Raw genomic sequence first — 19,835 nt, forward strand, 5'->3', positions numbered from 1 at the left:
CCGTGGCGGCCAGCTGCTGCGCCATGGCGATCAGGCTGCGGTCGCTGCCGGCGGGGCCCAGCAGCGACAGGCCCAGCGGCGCCCCCTGGCGCCCGGCCAGGGGCAGCGAGATCTGCGGAAAGCCCGACAGCCCGGCGATGCACAGCATCTGCACGGCCTGGTTGCGGTAGTGCTCCAGCGCGGCCTCGTCGGTGCTGCGCAGCGGGGCGATGTCGGGCATGGAGGGCATGACCAGCACGCCGTCCTGGCCCAGCAACTGGCGCAGGTGGGTGGTGAAGCGGGTGCGGAAGGCCTGGGCCTGTTCGACCTGGGCGTCGGTGACGTCCCGGGACCAGGCAAAGCGTTCCTTCACGCCGGGGCCCAGCACGGGGGCGTAGCGTTCGATGAAGGCGCCGTCGGTCATCCAGGCTTCGCGGCCCTGGAGGTAGCGAAAGCTCCAGTACATGGCCTCGAAGCTGTCCAGCGCCACGGTGGTGGGCGCGGCTTCGCCGTACACGGCCTGGACCTGGGCCCGCGCGCTGTCCCAGGCGGGCCGTACGTCGGCGGCGATCAGGCCCCAGACGTCGCTTGGGGTCAGCAGGCGCGGGCGGGCGGGCAGCGGTGCGGGGTCGGCACCCAGCAGCACGTCGCCGACGCGGGCGAAGGTGGTGGCGTCGCGGGCGAACCAGCCGCAGGTGTCGTAGCTGTGGCACAGCGCCAGGGCCGATTGCAGGCTGACGCGGCCGTGCGTGGGGCGGATGCCGTACAGGCCGCAGTGGCTGGCCGGGGCACGCACCGAGCCACCGGTGTCGGTGCCCAGGCAAAGTCGCACAGTCGGCTGGACACGGCCGAGGCCGAACCCGAGGACGAGCCGCCGGTGATGCGCTCCGGCGCTGCGCCGTTGAGCGGCGCGCCGAAGTGGGCGTTGTTGCCGTTCATGGAAAAGGCCAGCTCGTCGGTGACGGTCTTGCCGGCGAAGGCGGCGCCGGCATCCAGCAGCTTTTGCACGGTGGGCGCGGTCTGGGTCTTGGTGCCCGACAGGGCCAGCACCAGCGGGTTGCCGCCGCCCGTGGGGTAGCCGGCCACGTCGAACAAGTCCTTGACGCCGAAGTACAGGCCGCTGAGCGGGCCGGTGCTGGCGTGGGGCACGGGCACGTCGGGATAGGGCACGAAGGCGTGGGCGGGATCGTTCAAGGGCATGGCAGGCTTTCCAGAGGACAGGGATACAGACAACGAGCGCGTGAAAACAGGAGCGCATGGCGCGCGCCCATTCGGCATTTCCAGGCGAAAAGGCTTGGAAAGTGCCGTTGGATGAGCGCTAGCTGCTCTTTTTTTATGCAGGGGCGCCACGCAGGCGTTCAGGCCGCCAGCGGTTGCGCAGCGGGCCGCGCGGCTTCGTCGGTGCGCACGCAGCGCGCCAGGTGGCCGGGGGCGATTTCCCGCGCGGCGGGCACGTCCTGCAGGCAGGCGTCGGTGGCCCAGCGGCAGCGTGGGGCAAAGGCGCAGCCGGGGGGGATGGCGGTCAGGTCGGGTGGCGCACCGGGGATGGTCTGCAGCGGCTGGCCGCGTTCCATGGCGCCGTGCGAGCGGCTTTGCAGCAGGGCCATGGTGTAGGGGTGGCGCGGGTGGCGGATCAGCTGCTCGGCCGTGCCTTCCTCGACGATGCGCCCGGCGTACATCACGGCGATGCGGTCGGCCACCTCCACGGCGGCGCCGATGTCGTGCGTGACGAAGATGATGCCCAGGCCCAGGTCGCGCTGCAGCTCGCGCAGCAGCAGCAGGATCTGGATTTGCACCGTGGCGTCGAGCGCGGTGGTGGGCTCGTCGGCCAGCAGCACCTGCGGGTTGCAGGCCAGGGCCAGGGCGATCATGGCGCGCTGGCGCATGCCGCCCGACATTTCGTGCGGATAGGCCTTGAGGCGCTGCGCCGGGCTGGGGATGCTGACGCGCTCGAACAGCTGCAGCGCGCGGGCTTCGGCCTGGGCCTTGCTGGTCTGGGGCTCGTGGCGGCGGATGGCCTCGACGATCTGCGCGCCCACGGGGTAGACGGGGTCCAGGGCCAGCAGCGGGTCCTGGAAGATCATGGCGCAGGTCTTGCCGCGAAAGCCGGGCAACTCGCGCTCGCGCAGGGCCAGCACGTCATGGCCGGCGACCTGCACCTTGCCTTGCATGGACGTCTTGCGCTCGGGGTGCAGGCGCAGCAGGGTGCGCAGGGTGACGCTTTTGCCCGAACCCGATTCGCCGATCAGGGCCACGGCTTCGCCCGGGCGCACGGACAGGCTGACGCCGCTGACGGCCTGCACCGGTTTCTTGCCACCGGTGAACTGGATGTTCAGGTCTTCGATCTGTACCAAGGGGGTCATGGTCGTCTCCGGGGTTCAAGCCGCCAGGGCGGGCTGATCGGCCGTGGCCAGGGGGTGGCCGCTGCTGAATTCGTGCACCAGGCAGCGTGCGTGGTGGTGCAGTTGCACGTCCGAGATCGTGGGCACGCGCTCGGCGCACACTGCGGCAGCCTGCGGGCAGCGCGGGTGGAAGCGGCAGCCCGTGGGCGGGTTGATGGGGTTGGGCGGGTCGCCCGCCAGTGGCGCACGCTGGGTGCGGTGGGCGGGGTCCATGGATGGCACGGACGACAGCAGCGCCTTGGTGTAGGGGTGGGCGGGCTGGGCAAACAGGCTGTTCGAAGGCCCGATCTCGGCCACCTGGCCCAGGTACATGACCATCACCCGGTCGCTGATGTAGTGCACCACGCCCAGGTCGTGGCTGATGAAGACATAGGTCAGGCCGAACTCGCGCTTGAGGTCGGACAGCAGGTTCAGCACCTGGGCCTCGACCGACTTGTCCAGGGCGGAGACGGCCTCGTCCAGGATCACCATGCGCGGCTGCAGGGCCAGGGCGCGGGCGATGTTGATGCGCTGGCGCTGGCCGCCGGACAGCTCGTGCGGGTAGCGTTCGGCGAAGCGGTTGGGGGCCAGGCCCACGCGGTCCATCAGGTGGTGGGTGCGGGCGATGGCTTCCTTTTTGGACACGCCATGCACCTGGGGACCGAAGGCGATGGAGTCCTCGATCGTCAGGCGCGGGTTCAGCGAGGCATAGCTGTCCTGGAACACCATCTGCACCTGGCGGCGGAATTCCTTGAGTGGCAGGTCGCGCGAGCCTACGGTGCGGCCGTCGAAGATCAGCTCGCCCGCTGTCGGGTCCATCAGGTGCATCAGCAGGCGGGCCGTGGTGGATTTGCCGCAGCCCGATTCGCCGACCACGCCCAGGGTTTCGCCCTTGAGCACCTCAAAGTCCACGCCATCGACGGCGCGCACGGTGGCGCCGTTCTTCAGCGGAAAGTGCTTGGTCAGCCCGCGGATGGTGAGCAGCGGTTGGGCGGGGCCGCCCACGTCGGGAAGGGTGGTGTGCAAGCGCATGGGTTTACCCCTTGTTGTCCATGGCCGAACGCAGGCCGTCCGACAGCAGGTTGAACGAGATCGAGGTGATGAAGATCATCACGCCGGGCAGGGCGGCCACCCAGGGCTGGGTGTAGATGGCGGTGCGCAGGGTGTTGAGCATCAGGCCCCATTCGGGCTCGGGGGGCTTGACGCCCAGGCCCAGGAAGGACAGGCCCGAGGCCAGGATCATGGACACCGCGATCAGGCTGGTGGCGTAGACAAAGATGGGCCCCAGCACATTGCCCAGCACGTGCACGCGCACGATGGTGAAGGCGCTGGCGCCGGTGGCACGCGCGGCTTCCACATAGTCGCGGTTGCGCGCCTGGGCGGTCACGCTTTCGGCCACGCGGGCGATCTGCGGGATGAAGACGATGGTCAGCGACACCAGGGAGTTGACGATGCCCGCGCCCAGGGCGCCCGACAGGGCGATGGCCAGCAGCACCGAGGGGAAGGCGTAGAACACGTCGATGGTGCGCATGATCACGGTGTTGGTGCGCCCGCCGGCATAGCCCGCCAGGATGCCGATGCCGGTGCCAATCACAAAAGCCATCAGCACGGGCGTGATGCCCATGAACAGCGACAGCCGCGCACCCACCATCAGGCGCGACAGCAGGTCGCGCCCCAGCTCGTCGCTGCCCAGGGGCAGGCCTTCCGTGCCGATGGGTTTGAGGCGCTTGATGATGGATGTGGCATAGGGGTCGGCCGGGGCCAGCCAGGGGGCCAGCAGGGCCATCAGGATCAGCAGGGCCACCACGGCGGCGGCGCCCATGGCCACGGGGTCGCGCGCCAAGCGCTGCAGCACCGAGGCCCAGTAGCCGCGCGAACGTTGCTCCGGCAGCGGCTGGACCGCGGCGGCTGCATCGGGGGAGAGGGACAGGCTGGACATGGGGAGGGGTTCCTTCAAGGGTCAGCGCGCAATGCGGGGGTCAAGCAGGGTCTGCACCACGTCGACCAGCAGGTTGAGCAGCACGAAGAACACCGCCAGCACGAGGATGGAGCCCTGCAGCAGGGGCAGGTCGCGCTGGAAGATGGCCTGGTTCAGCAGGAAGCCAGTGCCGGGCCAGGAGAACACGGTCTCGATCAGGATGGAGCCGCCCAGCAGGTAGCCCAGTTGCAGGCCCATCACGGCCAGGGCCGTGGGCGCGGCGTTCTTGAGCACGTGGCGGAAGATGCCCAGGTGGGTCAGGCCCTTGGCCTTGAGGCCGACGATGAACTCCTGGTCCAGCAGCTCGGCCACCAGGGCACGCACGGTGCGCGCGATGATGCCCATGGGGATGACCGACATGGTGATGGCCGGCAGGATCATGAACTGCACGTGCTCCCAGTCCCAGACCCAGTCGCCCGAGCCACCAGGCCCGGCGCCCGTGGCGGGCAGCCACATCAGTTGGGACGAGAAGAGGATGACCATCACCATGCCCAGCCAGTAGTGGGGCACGCTGACGCCCAGCACCGACAGCACGGAGCACAGGCGGTCCATCACGGAGTTGCGGAAGTAGCCCGCCACAAAGCCGAACAGGCAGCCCAGCACGAAGCCGATCAGCGTGGCCACCACGGCCAGGCGCAGGGTGTTGACCACGGCGGTCATCACCTCGGTGGCGACGGGGCGGCTGGTGGCGATGGACTGGCCCAGGTCGCCCTGCAGGGCGCGCCAGACCCAGCGCAGGAACTGCTCGGGCAGGGGCTGGTTGAAGCCATACAGCTCGCGCATCTGCGCCTGCAGCTCGGCCGAGGCGTCGGCCGGCAGGATGGACACCAGGGGATCGCCCGGCGCGATGTGGACCAGGGCAAAGCACAGCAGGGCCACGCCCAGCATGATGGGCAGGGTGTAGAGAACGCGTCGCAACAGGTAGTTCAGCATGGGGTGTGGCGTCGTGGGGGTTCAGGAAGGTCCACGTCCGTGCGCAGGGCGCAACGCGGGGCGGACCGGGCCGGACCTGGGGCCCGGCCCGGCGGCGGCTTACTTCAGGGTCATGGTGGCGATGTCGATGAACCAGCTTTGCGGCTGGACCACATTGCCCACCTTGGCCGACATGGCGCGCGGGCCCACGTCGTGCGCCACGAACAGGAAGGGCGACTCGTCCACGACCAGGGTGTGCAGCTCGGCCAGGGCCTTGTCACGTTCCTTGGCGTCGAAGGTGGTGCGCGCCTTGTCCACCACGGCATCCACCTTGGGGTTGCTGTAGAAGCCCCAGTTGTTGGACAGCGGCGGGAAAGACTTGGTGCTGACGAAGCGCACCATGGCAAAGAACGGGTCCATGGTGGCGGCCGTCACGTTGGTGGCGCTGGCCTTGTTGGCGCCGGGGTCCTTGGCGCCCAGGCGCCAGCCCGAGAACAGGGTGTTCCACTCGACCACGTCGAACTGCACATCGAAGTGGCATTGCTTGAGGGTTTCCTGGATGAACTCGTTCATCGGCAGCGGCTGCATCTGGCCCGAGCCGGAGGCCGAGGTCTGGATCTTGACCTTCAGCGGCTTGGCGGCCGTGTGCCCGGCCTGCTCCATCAGGGCCTTGCCGGCGGCCACGTCGTACTTGATCTGGAAGCTGGGGTTGCCGCGCCAGGGGTGGCCGGGTTCGAAGATGCCGGTGGCCGGCTCCATCATGCCGCCCAGCAGCTGCTTCATGCTGGCGCGGTCCACGCACAGGTTGGCGGCGTGGCGCACGCGCTTGTCCAGCCAGGGCGAACCTTCGACGAAGGAGAACTGCCAGGGCCAGATGTGGGGCTGCAGGTTGGAGTAGACCTTGAAACCGCGGCCCTTGAGGGCGTCCAGCGCGTCGGGCGCGGGGGCTTCGATCCAGTCCACCTGGCCGCTCATCAGCGCGGCGGTGCGCGAGTTGGCCTCGGGCAGGGGCAACAGCACCACGCGGTCGATGGTGGGGGTGCGCTTGGGGTCCCAATAGGCGCTGTTCTTCACCATTTCAAAGCGCTCGCGCGCCACAAAGCGTGCGGCCTTGAACGGGCCGGAGCCGGCCGGGTCGGCGGCAAACGCAGTCCACGCGGCCTTGCTGCGTTCGGCCTTGCCGCTCACCGTGGCGGGCACGGCCGCCAGCTTCTTGGCCCAGTGGGCGGGCGAGGCCATGAACAGGTTGGTCAGGTTGATGGGCAGGAAGGCATCGGGCTCGGAGGTGGTCAGCTCCACCGTCAGGTCGTCGATCTTCTTGGCCGTGCGCAGCGTGGGCATGCGCGAGGCGGTCACCCCCACCTGGGCGGGGTCGTACTGTTCGGCCTCCTTGTCCAGCACCTTGCCCACGTTCCAGACCACGGCGTCGGCGTTGAAGGCGCTGCCGTCGTGGAACTTCACGCCGGGGCGCAGCTTGAACACCCACTTGGTCTTGTCCTTGTCGTTCACCGCCCAGGACAGGGCCAGGCCGGGGATCAGTTCGCTGGGCTTGTCGGCCTTGCTCAGGTCCCAGTGGGTCAGTGCGTCGTACAGCGGAATGCCGGTGAAGCGGTTGCCTTCAAAGCCCTGGTCCGGCTGGCCCGAGGTGCGGGGGATGTCGCCAGCGGTCATGGCGATGCGCAACACCTTGTCCTGCGCCATGGCGCTGCTGGCGCCACCGGCCAGGGTCATGGCCACAGCCAGCGTCAGCCCGTGGAGTGCCGGGCGGGAAACAGAGAAAGCAGAAGACTTGCGCATGGGAGACCTTTCCATCAGAGGGTTGGGGTAAGCCTCGCAATGCAAGCGCCGTGCCATATCGTGAATATCGTTTATCGATACGCATTGCTGCGTGTTCGATGTGAATTGGCATGTTTTGTGCGATTTAGGCGGCTCTCATTTCTTTGTCTCTTGCCGGGAGCCTGCCCATGAACCCCTCCGCCGCGCAGCTGCGCATCGATGACCAACGCCTGTGGCAGTCCCTGATGGACCTGGCCGCCATCGGCGCCACCCCCAAGGGCGGTGTCTGCCGCATCGCCCTGACACCCGAAGACCAGCAGGGCCGCGACCTGGTGGTGCAGTGGTTCCAGCAGGCCGGGCTGAGTGTGCGCGTGGACGAGGTCGGTAATGTCTTTGGCCGCCGCGCGGGCACTGACCCGCAGGCCCGCGCCGTGGCCACGGGCAGCCACATCGACACCCAGCCCACGGGCGGCAAGTTCGATGGCAACTATGGCGTGATGGCCGGCCTGGAGGTGGTGCGCACCTTGAACGCCCACGGCATCCAGACCCGCGCACCGATCGAGGTGGCGTTCTGGACCAACGAGGAGGGCACGCGCTTCACCCCGGTGATGATGGGCTCTGGTGCATTTGCAGGCGTTTTTGGTGCAAAAGACATGCACTTGCAACAAGATGGCGCAGGCATCAGCGTGGGCGAGGCCTTGCAGCGCATTGGCTACCTGGGTGATGTGGCCTGCGGCGCGGTGCCCGGCGGTGCCTTTGCCGCCTACTTCGAGGCCCACATCGAGCAAGGCCCGGTGCTGGAAGCCTATGACAAGCCCATCGGCATCGTCAGCGGCGCCCTGGGCCAGCAGTGGTACGACGTGACCGTGACCGGCATGGATGCGCATGCCGGCCCCACGCCCATGGAACTGCGCCACGACGCCCTGCTGGCGGCCGCGCGCATGGTGGAGGCCGTGAACCGCATCGCCCTGGACGAGGCCCCGCACGGCCGTGGCACCGTGGGCCATGTGCAGGTGCTGCCCAATTCGCGCAACGTGATCCCGGGGCAGGTCAAGTTCACCGTGGATTTCCGCAACCTGTCGCAAGCCGGGCTGGACCGCATGGATGCCGCCATGCGCCAGCAGTTTGCGGCGCTGGCCGCACAGTGCCAGTGCACGGTGGAGATGGCGCAGGTGGTGAAGTTCGAGCCCTGCGTGTTCGACCTCGATTGCGTGGCCAGCGTGCGCCAGGCCGCCACGCAGCTGGGCTATGCCCACATGGAGGTGGTCAGCGGGGCCGGGCACGACGCCGTGTATGTCAACCAGGTGGCGCCGACGGCCATGATCTTCGTGCCCTGCAAGGACGGCATCAGCCACAACGAGATCGAGGACGCCCAGCCCGCACACCTGGCCGCCGGCTGCAACGTGCTGCTGCACGCCATGCTGGCGCGGGCCGGCGTGGCGTGAAGCCGCGCTGCCCCCCTGGGACCGGGCTTGCATGCCCAGCCGGCACCTGCCTGGCAGGTGCATCCCCAGGAGTTGACATGCCGGCCACCCACCACGTCCTCATCATCAACCCGAACACCTCGCGCAGCGTGACCGAGCGCCTGCTGTCCCAGCTGTCGCCGGGCTTGCCCGAGGTGCAGCTGCACGGCGCCACGGCCCTGTTCGGGGCGGCGTACATCGCCGACGAATACAGCTATTGCGTGGCCGGCCACGCGGTGCTGGATGCCTGGGCGCGTGCCCAGCCGCTGGCGCCGCCAGGCGGCTACCACGCCGTGCTGGTGGGCTGTTTCGGGGACCCGGGCCTGCCGGCCTTGAGCGAGGTGGCGGGCATCCCGGTGCTGGGGCTGGCGCAGGCTGCGGTGCAGGCCATGGCGCGCCAGGGCTGGCAGCGCGTGGCCATCGTCACCGGTGGCGAGAAATGGCAGCCCATGCTGGAGCGCTGGAGCCGCGCGGCCGGCCATGACGGCCCCGGCGCCGCGCTGCAGATCGTGCAGGTGCGCACCCTGACGGCCACCGGCCTGCAGATGATGCAGTCGCCGGACCGCACGGCCCAGGCACTGGCCCAGGCCAGCGCCGAGAGCCTGCAGGGCACGGATGCGCAGGCCGTGCTGCTGGGCGGTGCCGGCCTGGCGGGCATGGGCGAGCGCGTGCGCGCCATCACCGGCCTGCCGGTGTGGGACTGTGTGGAGGCCGCCCAGCAATCCCTGCTGCACATGCTGGCCACAGCGAACCGGCGCGCGGCCGTGGCCTGATCCGCCTACAGCGGCGCCAGCCGCGAAATGGCGCGTGCGCACTCCACCACCAGCGGGGCCAACCGGGCCTGGGCGTCGTCCATGCGCCAGCGGCTTGTGGGCGGGGCAACGTGGACGGCGCCCACCACCTGGCCGCGCAGGTTCAGCACCGGGGCGGCGATGCCCATGTCACCCAGGAACAGCTCTTCGCAGTTGGTGGCATAGCCCGTGTCGCGGCAGCGCTGCAGCCGCTCAAGGATGTCGGGGACCTGGGTCAGGGTGGCGCGGGTGCGCGCGGGGCGGGGCATGCGCTCCAGCCAGGGTTGCGCCTGCGCGTCGGGCCATTGGCTCAGGTAGGCGCGGCCGCAGCTGCTGGCGTACATCGGCACCTGGGTGCCCACGGGGGTCAGTACGGGGATGTGCTGGGTGGTCAGCACCTGGGCCAGGTACACCATGTGGTCGCCGTTGGGCTCGGTCAGCGTGGCGGTCTCGCCGCTGTCACGCGCCAGCTGGGCCAGGTAGCTGTGGGCCGCGGCAATCAGCGGGTGGGCTTCGAGGTAGTTGAAGCCCAGCTCCACCACGCGCGGCAGCAGGCCAAAGCGCTGGGTGCTGGGGTGCTTGCCGATGTAGCCCAGCCGCTGCAGGGTGTGGACCGAGCGCTGGGCCGAGGCCTTGGTCATGCCGGTGCGCGCGGCGATGTCCCCCAGGGTGAGGCTGCGGTGGCCGGCCTGGAAGGCGCACAGCACCTGCAGGCCCTTGGCCAGCGACTGGTTGAACAAGGCATCCGGTGTGGCAGTGGGTTCGGGTGGCAACATGGGCGCACGCAGGGTGGAGTGACCCAGGCACCAGCAAGAAACAAACCAGATCGGCCGTGCCCGTGCTATTTAAAAAAGGAGCGGCCAGCGCCGGTTTTGCAAGAATTTCAAGCTGATTGATGCCTGAGGTCCTTGTTGCACCCGCGCCAACCGCTCCTGTTTTGTCAGCGGCTGCTGGGGAAGCTGAACACCGCGCCTTCGCGCACGCCGGCGCTGGGCCAGCGCTGGGTGATGGTCTTGCGCTTGGTGTAAAAGCGCACCGCATCGGGGCCGTAGGCGTGCAGGTCGCCGAACAGGCTGCGCTTCCAGCCGCCGAACGAGTGGTAGGCCACGGGCACGGGCAGCGGCACGTTCACGCCCACCATGCCGACCTGGATGTGGTCGGTGAAGTAGCGGGCGGCCTCGCCGTCGCGGGTGAAGATACAGGTGCCGTTGCCGTATTCGTGGTCGTTGATCAGCTGCATGGCTTCTTGCAGGGTCTTGACGCGCACCACGCCCAGCACGGGGCCGAAGATTTCTTCCTGGTAGATCTTCATGCCGGGCTTGACGTGGTCGAACAGGCAGGCGCCCAGGAAGTAGCCTTCCTCGTGGCCTTGCACCTTCACGCCGCGGCCATCGACCACCAGCGTGGCGCCTTCTGCCACGCCGCTGTCCACATAGGCCTTGACCTTCTCGAAGTGCGGCTGGGTCACCAGCGGGCCCATGTCGTTGCCGTTGTCGGTGCCGGGGCCGACCTTCATCTTGGCGATCTCGGTCTTCAGGCCGGCGATCACCGCGTCACCCACGGCATCGCCCACGGCCACCAGCAGCGGGATGGCCATGCAGCGCTCGCCGCACGAGCCGTACGCCGCGCCCATCAGCGCGCTGACGGCGTTGTCCACATCGGCGTCGGGCATCAGCACGGCGTGGTTCTTGGCGCCGCCCAGGGCCTGCACGCGCTTGCCGTGCTTGCAGCCTTCGGCGTAGATGTATTCCGCAATCGGCGTGGAGCCGACAAAGCTCACGGCCTTGACGCGTGCGTCGCGCAGCAGCGTGTCCACGGCGGTCTTGTCGCCGTTGACCACGTTGAGCACGCCGGGCGGTAGGCCGGCTTCCAGCGCGAGCTGGGCGATGAACAGGGTGGACGAGGGGTCGCGCTCCGAGGGCTTGAGCACGAAGGTGTTGCCGCAGGCCACGGCCATGGGCCACATCCACAGCGGCACCATGGCGGGGAAGTTGAAGGGCGTGATGCCGGCGGTGACCCCCAGCGCCTGGAATTCGCTCCAGCTGTCGATGCCGGGGCCCACGTTGCGGCTGTGCTCGCCCTTGAGCAGCTCGGGCGCGTAGCTGGCGTATTCCACGTTTTCGATGCCGCGCTGCAGCTCGCCGTGGGCATCGGCCAGCACCTTGCCGTGCTCGGCGGTGATCATCGCGGCGATCTTGTCGGCGTGCTCTTCGAGCAGCTGCTTGAACCTGGACATCACGCGCGCGCGCTTGAGGGGCGGCGTGGCACGCCAGGCGGGGAAGGCCGCCTCGGCCGAGGCGATGGCGGCCTCGACGGTGGCCTGGCTGGCCAGGGCCACGCTGGTGGTCGATTGGCCCGTGGCGGGGTTGAACACCGGCTGTGTGCGCTCGGTGTCGGCCACGATCTGGCCGTCGATCAGGTGGCCGATGGTCGAGGTGATGGAGGAATCCTTGTGCATGGGGTGGTGCTCCAAAAAGGCTGCAGCGCAGATGATGGTGCGTCAGCAGCTATGGTTTCAGGGGAGTGGGCCAGTATCCGCAGCGCGCCGGCTGCGGGCCAGCGCCTGCGGGACAGTGGCGCTGGGCCCAGCCTGCGGGTTTACGCGGTGGTGTTCAGCGTCTCGCCCAGGGCGTTGACCAGGCTGTCGATTTCCGCGGGCGTGCTGATGAAGGGTGGTGCCAGCTGGATGGTGTCGGCGCCGTAGCGCACGTAAAAGCCCTTGTCCCACATCGCCATGGCGATCTCGTAGGGGCGCTTGGCGGGCTCACCCGGCAGTGGGGCGATGCTGAAGCCGGCGGCCAGACCGAAGTTGCGGATGTCGGCCACGTGCTGGCAGCCGCGCAGGCTGTGCACGGCCTGCTCGAAATGCGGGGCCAGGGCGCGCACGCGGCCCGGCGCGTCCTCGCGCTCCAGCAGGTCCAGCGCGGCCAGGCCGGCGGCGCAGGCCACGGGGTGGGCCGAGTAGGTGTAGCCGTGGGCAAACTCCAGCATGTACTCGGGGCCACCAGCGGCCATGAAGGTGTCGTAGATCTCCTTGCGCACCACGCAGCCGCCCAGGGGCTGGGCGCCGTTGGTGACCTGCTTGGCGAAGTTCAGGATGTCGGGCGTGACGCCAAAGACCTCCGAGCCCGTCCAGCCGCCGCAGCGGCCAAAGCCGGTGATGACCTCGTCAAAAATCAGCAGGATGTGGTGCTGGGTGCAGATCTCGCGCAGGCGCTGCAGATAGCCGGCCGGTGGAATCACCACGCCGGCCGAGCCGGAAAACGGCTCGACGATCACGGCGGCGATGGTGCTGGCGTCGTGCAGGGCGATCACGTCCAGCAGGCGATCGGCCAGCGCGCGGCCGTCGAGGTCGGGCATGCCCCGGCAGAACGAGCCGGCCGGAGGCTGGGTGTGGGGCAGGTGGTCGGCTTCAATCCCCTGACCGAACAGCTTGCGGTTGCCGGCCAGGCCGCCGACCGAGATGCCGCCGTAGTTCACGCCGTGGTAGCCCTTTTCGCGGCCGATCAGGCGGGTCTTACCGGCCTGGCCCTTGGTGCGCCAGTAGGCGCGGGCCATCTTCAGCGAGGTGTCGGCGGCCTCGGAGCCCGAGCCGGTGAAGAACACGTGGTCCAGGCCGGCCGGCGTCAGCTCCACCAGCTTGTTGGCCAGGGCGAACGAGGCCGGGTGGCCAAACTGGAAGGCGGGCGCATAGTCCAGCTGCAGGGCGGCCTGGCCCACGGCCTGGGCGATCTCCTGGCGGCCATGGCCCAGGCCCGTACACCACAGGCCCGACAGGCCATCAAAAATCTTGCGGCCGGCGCTGTCGTGCAGGTAGGCGCCCTGGGCGCCGACGATCATGCGCGGCTGGGCCTTGAAGTTGCGGTTGCCGGTGAAGGGCATCCAGTGCGCTTCCAGCCAAGCGGCGTCCTGGCGGGTGGCGGTCGTGGCAGATGGGGCGGTGTCGGTGAAGTCCATGGCAATTTCCTCGGGCAAACGCTGTGCTGGAGGCCATTGTTGGAGGTGGCGACGTTTTCTTGAATAGTCGTACATCCATGTTTACTTGCGCAATCTTGCAAGTAATGGGTGCATGTGTGCTGTGATGGCCGTGCCCTGCTGCAACCCACCTCAACATCGGGTGCACGGGGCGGCAGCCCCCGACACCGACGGTGCAGGCCCAGCGCGGCGGGATGAGGCCGTCGCCGCGCCTAGCGGCGCTGCTCCAGCGCCAGGCGCACGGCCAGACCGGCCAGCACCGTGCCCATGACCCATTTCTGGGCCCGCAGCCACTGCGGGTTGCCCTGGAACCAGCGGGCGATGTGCGCGGCGAACAGCGTGATCAGCAGGTTGACGCTGAAGCTGGTGGTGATCTGGACCATGCCCAGCGTCATGCTTTGCCAGAACACCGAGCCGTGCGCGGCGCTGACGAACTGCGGAAAGATGGACAGGTAGAACATCGCCACCTTGGGGTTGAGGATGCTGGTGAACGGGCCCATGGCAAACAGCCTGCGCGGCGATGCGGCCGGCAGGGGCAGGGTTGGGTCGAAAGGCGAGGCCCCACCGGGCCGGACGGCTTGCCAGGCCATCCACAGCAGGTAGGCAGCCCCGGCCCATTTCAGCACTTCAAACGCCAGCGGCACGGCCATGAACAGCGCGGTGATGCCCAGGCTGGCCGCCAGCATGTGCACGCCAAACCCCAGCACCACGCCGGCCAGCGAAATGACGCCGGCGGCGCGCCCCTGCAGAGGGAGCGCGAGATCAGGTACAGCATGTTGGGCCCCGGGGTCAGGACCAGCAGCAGGGAGGCGCCGGCGAACACCAGCAGATCGTGGACGGGCATCATGGTGGGCCGCAGCGCGCAAGACAGGGTGTTCGATGACACCAGGGGGCCGGGCCGCCTGGCAAGCCGCCGTGCAACCAGCCGTTGTCCGCTGGGGTGCCGCCATGGCGACCTGCGGCCCACCGCTAGGCAGCTGGTGCAAAAATTGCTCTAATCCCAGCCATGACGCCACGGCCTGCTCCCATTTCTGCATCGGACCTCCGCCCACCCAGCGCTTTGGCGGACGGGGGCACGCCGGCGCCCCTGGGCCGCTCGCGGGCGGTGTTGGGCCAGCTCAGCGACATGGACCTGCGCCTGTTGCGCATCTTCAAGAGTGTGGTGGAGTGCGGCGGCATGTCGGCCGCCGAGCTGGAACTGAACATCAGCGCCTCCACACTCAGTCGCCACATGAAGGACCTGGAGGAGCGCCTGGGCCTGGTGCTGTGCCGTCGTGGGCGCGCCGGCTTCGCCCTCACGCCCGAGGGCGCGCAGGTCTACGAGGCCACCTTGCAGCTGCTGGGCGGGGTGGGCCTGTTTCGCAGCCGCATCCATGCCATCCATGACCGCATGGGTGGCAGCCTGGAAATCGCTGTGTTCGACAAGACCGTGACCAACCCGCAGGCGCACATCGATCGGGCCCTCCAGGCCTTCCACCAGCAGGCGCCGGACGTGGAGATCCAGCTGCATGTGACCCACATGCACGAGATCGAGCGGGGCCTGATGGACGGGCGCTTCCAGGTGGGCGTGATCCCCGCGCACCGCAGCTCGGGCAGTCTGGTGTACCGCGACCTGTTTGCCGAGCACATGCTGCTGTACTGCGGCCCCGGCCACCCCCTGTACGGCGCTGACCACAGCCAGCTGGACTGGCCGCACCTGCAGGCACATGCGTTCGCGGGGCTGGGCTACCACTCGCCCAACATGGAGCTGGCCCACCGCGTGGGCCTGCGCCGCAGGGCCACCGGCTTTGACCAGGAGGCGATTGCCACCCTGGTGCAGACCGGCTGCTACCTGGGCTTCCTGCCCGACCACTACGGGCGTCTGCTGCAGACCACCGGCCGGTTGCAGGCGATTGCGCCCGAGCGCTTTCACTACGACTGCCAGTTCGTCGCCATGTGGCGCCTGTCGCCGGCCCCCAGCCGTGCGGCGCAGGTCTTCATCGATTGCCTGGTGCAGGCGCACGCGGGCTAGGCGCCGGGTGTTGCCGGCATGGCCGGGGCACCGTTCACGATCAGCACCGGCAGTGTGGCGCGGCGCAAGACCTGGTCGGCCACGGAGCCCAGCAGCACCGATTCGGCCGCCGTCAGCCCGTGCGATCCGACCGCAATCCCCAGGCTGCCGAGCCTGTGTGCCAGGCCCACGATCTCGTCCGCAGCTTCGCCCATGAGGACATGCAGGTTCCACGGGATGGACGCCATCTCCAGCAGGCGGCGCGTGGGGGCCGTGGTGGCCCAGCCGCCGCGTGCCAGTTCGGTTTCTGCGGCTTCCTTGCTCAGCCAGGACTGCACGTGCACCAGATCAATGCCGCTGCCTTGACCCAGGGCCACCAGGTGGGCCGCCGCCTGCACGGCGTGCAAGGCACAGGCCGAGCCATCGACCGCCACCAGCCAGCGCGCACTGCCGGCCTGCTGGCCTTCTGCCGTGCCCAGCCATGCCACGGCGACGATCCGGCCCAGGCCATCACGCTGGATCTGATCGGGAGTGGGGATGCGGTCGTGATCGTGGGACGTGGACTGGGTCATAGCGCACTCCGGGTTTTGCGGTGGGAGAGGTGCATGCTCAGCAGCACCGAGGCCAGAACGATGGACCCGACGATCACCAGCGACCACTGCACCGGCATGTGGAACCAGGGCATGGCCAGCATCTTGCCGCCGATATAGATCAGCACCAGGGCCAGGCCGTACTTGAGCAGGTGGAAGCGCTCGGCCATGTCGGCCAGCAGGAAGTACAGCGCCCGCAGACCCATGATGGCGAAGATGTTGGACGTGAACACGATGAAGGGGTCGGTGGTCACGGCGAAGATGGCCGGGATGCTGTCGACGGCAAACACCAAGTCGCTGGCTTCGATCATCATCAGCACCAGGAACATCGGCGTTGCGTAGCGCAGGCCGTCGATGCGCACGAAGAAGGCCTGCCCATGAAAACCGGGCGTGATGCGCATGTGGCCGCGCAGCCAGCGCAGCAAGGGGTTCTTTTCCAGGTCCGGTTGCTGGTCGGTCATGACCAGCATCTTGACCCCGGTGACCACCAGCAGCAGGCCGAAGACATAGAGCACCCAGGCAAACTGCGACACCAGCCAGATACCGCCCAGGATCATGACCGCACGCATCGCGATGGCGCCGAGCACGCCATACAGCAGCACGCGGCGCTGCAGCTCCGGCGGCACAGCGAAGTAGTTGAAGATCATCACGAAGACAAACATGTTGTCGACCGACAGGGCCTGCTCGATGAGGTAGCCGGTAAAGAACTCCAGCGCCTTGCGGTTGGCGATCTCGCGGCCAGCCGTGCCATCCAGGTACCACCACCACAGGGCGCCGAAGGTAATGGCCAGGGCCATCCAGGTGGCGGTCCAGCAGGCCGCTTCCCGCGCGGAAACGCGGTGCGCCTTGTTGCCACCTAGCACGAACAGGTCCAGCAGCAGCATGGCCAGCACGAAGGCGATGAATCCGGCCCACATCGGGCCGGTGGCCAGGGATTCGATGTTGCTCATGGGCAGGCTCCCGATAGGGGGTTGGACGTTGGCAGCACCGGCATGGCGCGGCGGGTGTCAGCCGCCGCGGTGGATGGGCTCAGTTCGCGGCCATCCACAAGGCCAGTAGGCCCGCCCCCGTACCGACACCGGCCGGAATGCCCACGCGCTCCAGCCGCGAGGCCGCTTCGCCTGCGATCACCTCCACGGGCACGCTGGTGCGCTCCAGCACCTGGTTGGTGACCGAGTTCTCGACCAGCCTGACCAGGGAACTCTTGCGCGCTGTACCCATGACGATGGCATCGCACTGCAGCCGGCGTGCGGTCTCGACAATGCAGTCGACCCTGTCGCCCACTTCGCAATGCACGGTGTAGGCAATCCCGGCGCTGTCCAGCAACTGCCGCGCCGGCGCCAGTGCCTGCCGGGCCTGTTCCTGGTGGAACTCCATCCGGCCTTCATCGCTGCTGTGGTCGCTGATGAATTTCGAGAAGGGCGGCTGCACGTTGAGCAGATGGATGTCGAGTTCGCGGTGCTTGCTGCATTCGCTGATGACGTGGCGTACCGCGCATTGCGAACTGGCGGAACCATCCGATGGGACAAGGACTTTCAACATGGCACGTCTCCTTGAAATGGGGCGGTCTGTCAGGAACATCGCGTGCAGGTCCGGTGGTGGTCCAAGGGCTGTGCCGTGGCAAGGTCACCGGTCTTGCACAGAATGCAGCCCCACGATAGCGGGGCACCGGATTTGTAAAAGCAGATAATTGGGAAACCTCAGTTCTGGAAAACCGAACCATGGGCACAGGCTTCAGTTACCGGCATCTGTACTACTTCTGGGTGGTCGCCAAGGAGGGGGGCATGGCCCGCGCCGCAGCCCGCCTGGGCATGGCCGTGCAGACCGTGAGCACCCAGGTGCGCGAGCTGGAGCGTTCGCTGGGCTATGCCTTGTTCAAGCCCGCCGGGCGGGGCGTGGCGCTGACGGAGGCCGGCATCGCCGCCATGCGCCAGGCCGAGCAGATTTTCCAGTTGGGGGAACAGCTACCCGACGTCGTGCGTGACGCCGTGGGTTCGCCCTCGGTGCGGCTGGTGATCGGCATTTCCGATGAGCTGCCCAAGCTGGCGGTCCGCAGCCTGATCCAGCCGGTGCTGCGCGAGCCCCACCTGCGGCTGCTGTGCCTCGTCGACGAGTTCGAGGACTTGCTGGGCGATCTGGCGCTGCACCGGCTGGACATCGTGCTGGCCGACCGTGCCGCGCCGCCCAATCCCAGCCTGAAGGTGTACAGCCACGCGCTGGGGGCCTCGGCCCTGGCCTGGTACGCGCCCGCCTCGCTGTATGCGACGGCGCGCCGGGGCTTTCCGGATTCTCTGGCGCGCGTGCCCGTGCTGCTGCCCACCACCCACGCGGCCGTGCGCGCCCGGCTGGACCAGTGGTTCGAGCGCCTGGGGATCAAGCCGCACGTGGTGGGTGAATTCGAGGACAGCGCCTTGCTCAAGACCTTTGGTGCCGCCGGCATGGGGGTCTTTCCGATGGCCGGCCTGGTGCACGACGAACTGGTGTCGCGCTACGGGGTGAAGCGCGTGGGCGCCTGCGAAGGCGTCGAGGAGTATTTCTTCGCGATCGGCGCCAACAAGAAGGTGCTGCACCCGTTGGTGCAAAGACTGCTGCCCGCCCAGCGCTAGGAACGCCTGGCACGGTGCGGTGCCTGGCGAGACCGGCAGGGCAGTGCAGCGGGTGAGGACTGAGTGGCCCAAATAAAAAGCGCCGTAAAGGCGCTGGTTTATTGGCTATCTGGCGGAGGCTGTGTCCGTTGAAATCCAGTGCAGATTAGTTCTTTGAAGATCAAATTTGTTTCTTAAGTTTTTGATTTTCAATGGTTTTATGAAAATTCTGGTTCAAATCAGTTCTTTCTAAGTTGTAGCGATCAAAAAATTTATGGTAGAAGGGATGGTAGATAGATTGAGCTGTGATGGGCAGGCATGGACGCCCCCACATGGACTCAACAATCACATCTGTCATGCCAAAAATTGCCAAAGAACTTTCTGCACTTGAGATCAACAGGCTACGTGAGCCTGGTAATCATGCTGTTGGTGGTGTTACGGGCCTCTACCTGTACGTCACTGAGACAGGCACTCGTTCCTGGGTGCTTCGAGCAGTCATCGCCAACAATAGGCGGCACATGGGGCTCGGTGCTTACCCCTCCGTTACTCTTGCCCAGGCAAGAGAAAGTGCCAGAAAGGCCAAAGCGGACATCCTTGCAGGGATTGATCCGATCGCTGAGCGCCAGAAAATCGCAGCCAAGCTCCATGCGGAAAAAACCAGGCAAATCACTTTTGAGCAATCTGCCTTCGCTTACATAGAGGCGCATGGCAAGTCCTGGAAGAACGACAAGCACCGAGCGCAATGGTCTTCGACGTTGATCACATATGCGTTTCCGAAGATCGGAAACCTGCCTGTAAAGGATGTCACGCAAGGCCATGTTCTATCCATCCTTGAGCCTATATGGGCACAGAAAAATGAAACCGCTTCCCGCTTGAGGGGGCGGATTGAAGCGGTCTTGGATTGGGCCACCGTCAAGAAGTACCGGGAAGGTGAAAACCCCGCCTTATGGAAAGGACGTTTGGATAAGCTATTGCCAGCTCCCAACAAGATTCAAAAGAAAAATCACCATAAAGCACTACCTATCAATGAACTGCCGTCTTTCTTTAAGAAATTAAAAGAAAAAGAGGGGATCTCCGCTAAAGCTTTGGAGTTCACCATATTGACAGCTGCCCGTAGTGGCGAAGTGCGTGGTGCAAAGTGGTCTGAGATCGACTTCAAACAATGCGTTTGGACCGTTCCCGCTGATCGAATGAAGGCCAGCGCCGAGCATCGAGTGCCTTTAAGTGACCAGGCGATCAAAATTTTGAAAGAGATGCCAAGAATAGATGGCTGTGAATTTGTTTTTCCATCATCCAAGGGAGGATCTCTCTCAGACATGGCACTTCTTACCGTAATGAGAAGAATGTCGCTTGATGCAGTCCCGCATGGCTTTAGATCAACCTTTAGGGATTGGGCCGGAGAGTGTACGAACTAC

General features: G+C 67.0%; 16 protein-coding genes and 2 pseudogenes. 5 read left to right on the forward strand and 13 right to left on the reverse strand.

All coding sequences use genetic code 11. From position 1 onward, the window contains the following. The 6 genes and pseudogenes from SJH88_RS14355 to SJH88_RS14380 all read right to left on the reverse strand — a co-directional run. A pseudogene (locus SJH88_RS14355) lies at positions 1-1,179 on the reverse strand (amidase); the annotation flags it as partial. 158 nt (positions 1,180-1,337) lie between these two features. Continuing rightward, complete coding sequence (locus SJH88_RS14360; RefSeq protein WP_274754862.1) at positions 1,338-2,342, reverse strand: ABC transporter ATP-binding protein; 1,005 nt, start codon at positions 2,340-2,342, stop codon at positions 1,338-1,340. A 15-nt stretch (positions 2,343-2,357) separates the two neighbouring features. Beyond that, entirely contained in the window at positions 2,358-3,392 is a 1,035-nt protein-coding gene (locus tag SJH88_RS14365; protein WP_274754863.1) for an ABC transporter ATP-binding protein, read from the reverse strand. 4 nt (positions 3,393-3,396) lie between these two features. After that, the gene (locus SJH88_RS14370) at positions 3,397-4,299 is read right to left on the reverse strand and encodes an ABC transporter permease (RefSeq protein WP_274754864.1); all 903 of its coding nucleotides are present in this window, start codon (positions 4,297-4,299) and stop codon (positions 3,397-3,399) included. A gap of 21 nt (positions 4,300-4,320) precedes the next feature. Next, entirely contained in the window at positions 4,321-5,271 is a 951-nt protein-coding gene (locus SJH88_RS14375) for an ABC transporter permease (protein ID WP_274754865.1), read from the reverse strand. 99 nt (positions 5,272-5,370) lie between these two features. Continuing rightward, positions 5,371-7,047, reverse strand: a complete 1,677-nt coding sequence (locus SJH88_RS14380; RefSeq protein ID WP_274754866.1) for an ABC transporter substrate-binding protein — start codon at positions 7,045-7,047, stop codon at positions 5,371-5,373. A gap of 167 nt (positions 7,048-7,214) precedes the next feature. On the opposite strand from SJH88_RS14380, the gene SJH88_RS14385 reads away from it, so the two are divergent. Then, complete coding sequence (locus SJH88_RS14385) at positions 7,215-8,471, forward strand: Zn-dependent hydrolase (protein ID WP_274754867.1); 1,257 nt, start codon at positions 7,215-7,217, stop codon at positions 8,469-8,471. 77 nt (positions 8,472-8,548) lie between these two features. Then, the gene (locus SJH88_RS14390; RefSeq protein ID WP_274754868.1) at positions 8,549-9,262 is read left to right on the forward strand and encodes an aspartate/glutamate racemase family protein; all 714 of its coding nucleotides are present in this window, start codon (positions 8,549-8,551) and stop codon (positions 9,260-9,262) included. Positions 9,263-9,267: 5 nt separating this feature from the next. On the opposite strand, the gene SJH88_RS14395 is transcribed toward SJH88_RS14390, so the two are convergent. The 4 genes and pseudogenes from SJH88_RS14395 to SJH88_RS14410 form a co-directional block, all read right to left on the reverse strand. Further along, positions 9,268-10,056 (reverse strand): IclR family transcriptional regulator, encoded by a 789-nt coding sequence (locus tag SJH88_RS14395; protein WP_274754869.1) that lies wholly within the window; start codon positions 10,054-10,056, stop codon positions 9,268-9,270. 164 nt (positions 10,057-10,220) lie between these two features. Further along, a complete protein-coding gene (locus SJH88_RS14400; protein ID WP_274754870.1) occupies positions 10,221-11,738 on the reverse strand; it encodes a CoA-acylating methylmalonate-semialdehyde dehydrogenase in 1,518 nt (505 codons plus the stop codon). A 140-nt stretch (positions 11,739-11,878) separates the two neighbouring features. Further along, entirely contained in the window at positions 11,879-13,237 is a 1,359-nt protein-coding gene (aptA, locus tag SJH88_RS14405; RefSeq protein WP_274754871.1) for an omega-aminotransferase AptA, read from the reverse strand. Between the two features lie 230 nt (positions 13,238-13,467). Further along, a pseudogene (locus SJH88_RS14410) lies at positions 13,468-14,102 on the reverse strand (LysE family translocator). Positions 14,103-14,381: 279 nt separating this feature from the next. On the opposite strand from SJH88_RS14410, the gene SJH88_RS14415 reads away from it, so the two are divergent. Further along, positions 14,382-15,266, forward strand: a complete 885-nt coding sequence (locus SJH88_RS14415) for a LysR family transcriptional regulator (protein WP_225890578.1) — start codon at positions 14,382-14,384, stop codon at positions 15,264-15,266. Here the strand turns inward: SJH88_RS14415 and SJH88_RS14420 are convergent. From SJH88_RS14420 to SJH88_RS14430, 3 genes are all read right to left on the reverse strand, one after another. Further along, on the reverse strand, positions 15,263-15,817 hold the full coding sequence (locus tag SJH88_RS14420) for a universal stress protein (protein WP_274754872.1): 555 nt from the start codon (positions 15,815-15,817) through the stop codon (positions 15,263-15,265). The genes SJH88_RS14415 and SJH88_RS14420 overlap by 4 nt on opposite strands. Next, positions 15,814-16,785 carry a TerC family protein gene (locus SJH88_RS14425; protein ID WP_274754873.1) on the reverse strand — a complete coding sequence of 324 codons (972 nt, stop codon included), beginning with the start codon at positions 16,783-16,785 and terminating at the stop codon, positions 15,814-15,816. The genes SJH88_RS14420 and SJH88_RS14425 overlap by 4 nt, the downstream gene beginning before the upstream one ends. A 79-nt stretch (positions 16,786-16,864) precedes the next feature. Beyond that, entirely contained in the window at positions 16,865-17,377 is a 513-nt protein-coding gene (locus SJH88_RS14430) for a universal stress protein (protein WP_043383991.1), read from the reverse strand. 179 nt (positions 17,378-17,556) lie between these two features. On the opposite strand from SJH88_RS14430, the gene SJH88_RS14435 reads away from it, so the two are divergent. Next, positions 17,557-18,441, forward strand: coding sequence for a LysR family transcriptional regulator (locus SJH88_RS14435; RefSeq protein ID WP_274754874.1), 885 nt, complete (start codon positions 17,557-17,559; stop codon positions 18,439-18,441). A 311-nt stretch (positions 18,442-18,752) separates the two neighbouring features. Further along, the coding region (locus SJH88_RS14440) for a tyrosine-type recombinase/integrase (protein WP_274754875.1) at positions 18,753-19,835 on the forward strand (1,083 nt) is incomplete at its 3' end.

The organism is Comamonas sp. GCA5, assembly GCF_036541385.1.
In the GTDB taxonomy this organism is placed as follows: Bacteria; Pseudomonadota; Gammaproteobacteria; order Burkholderiales; family Burkholderiaceae_C; genus Comamonas; species Comamonas aquatica.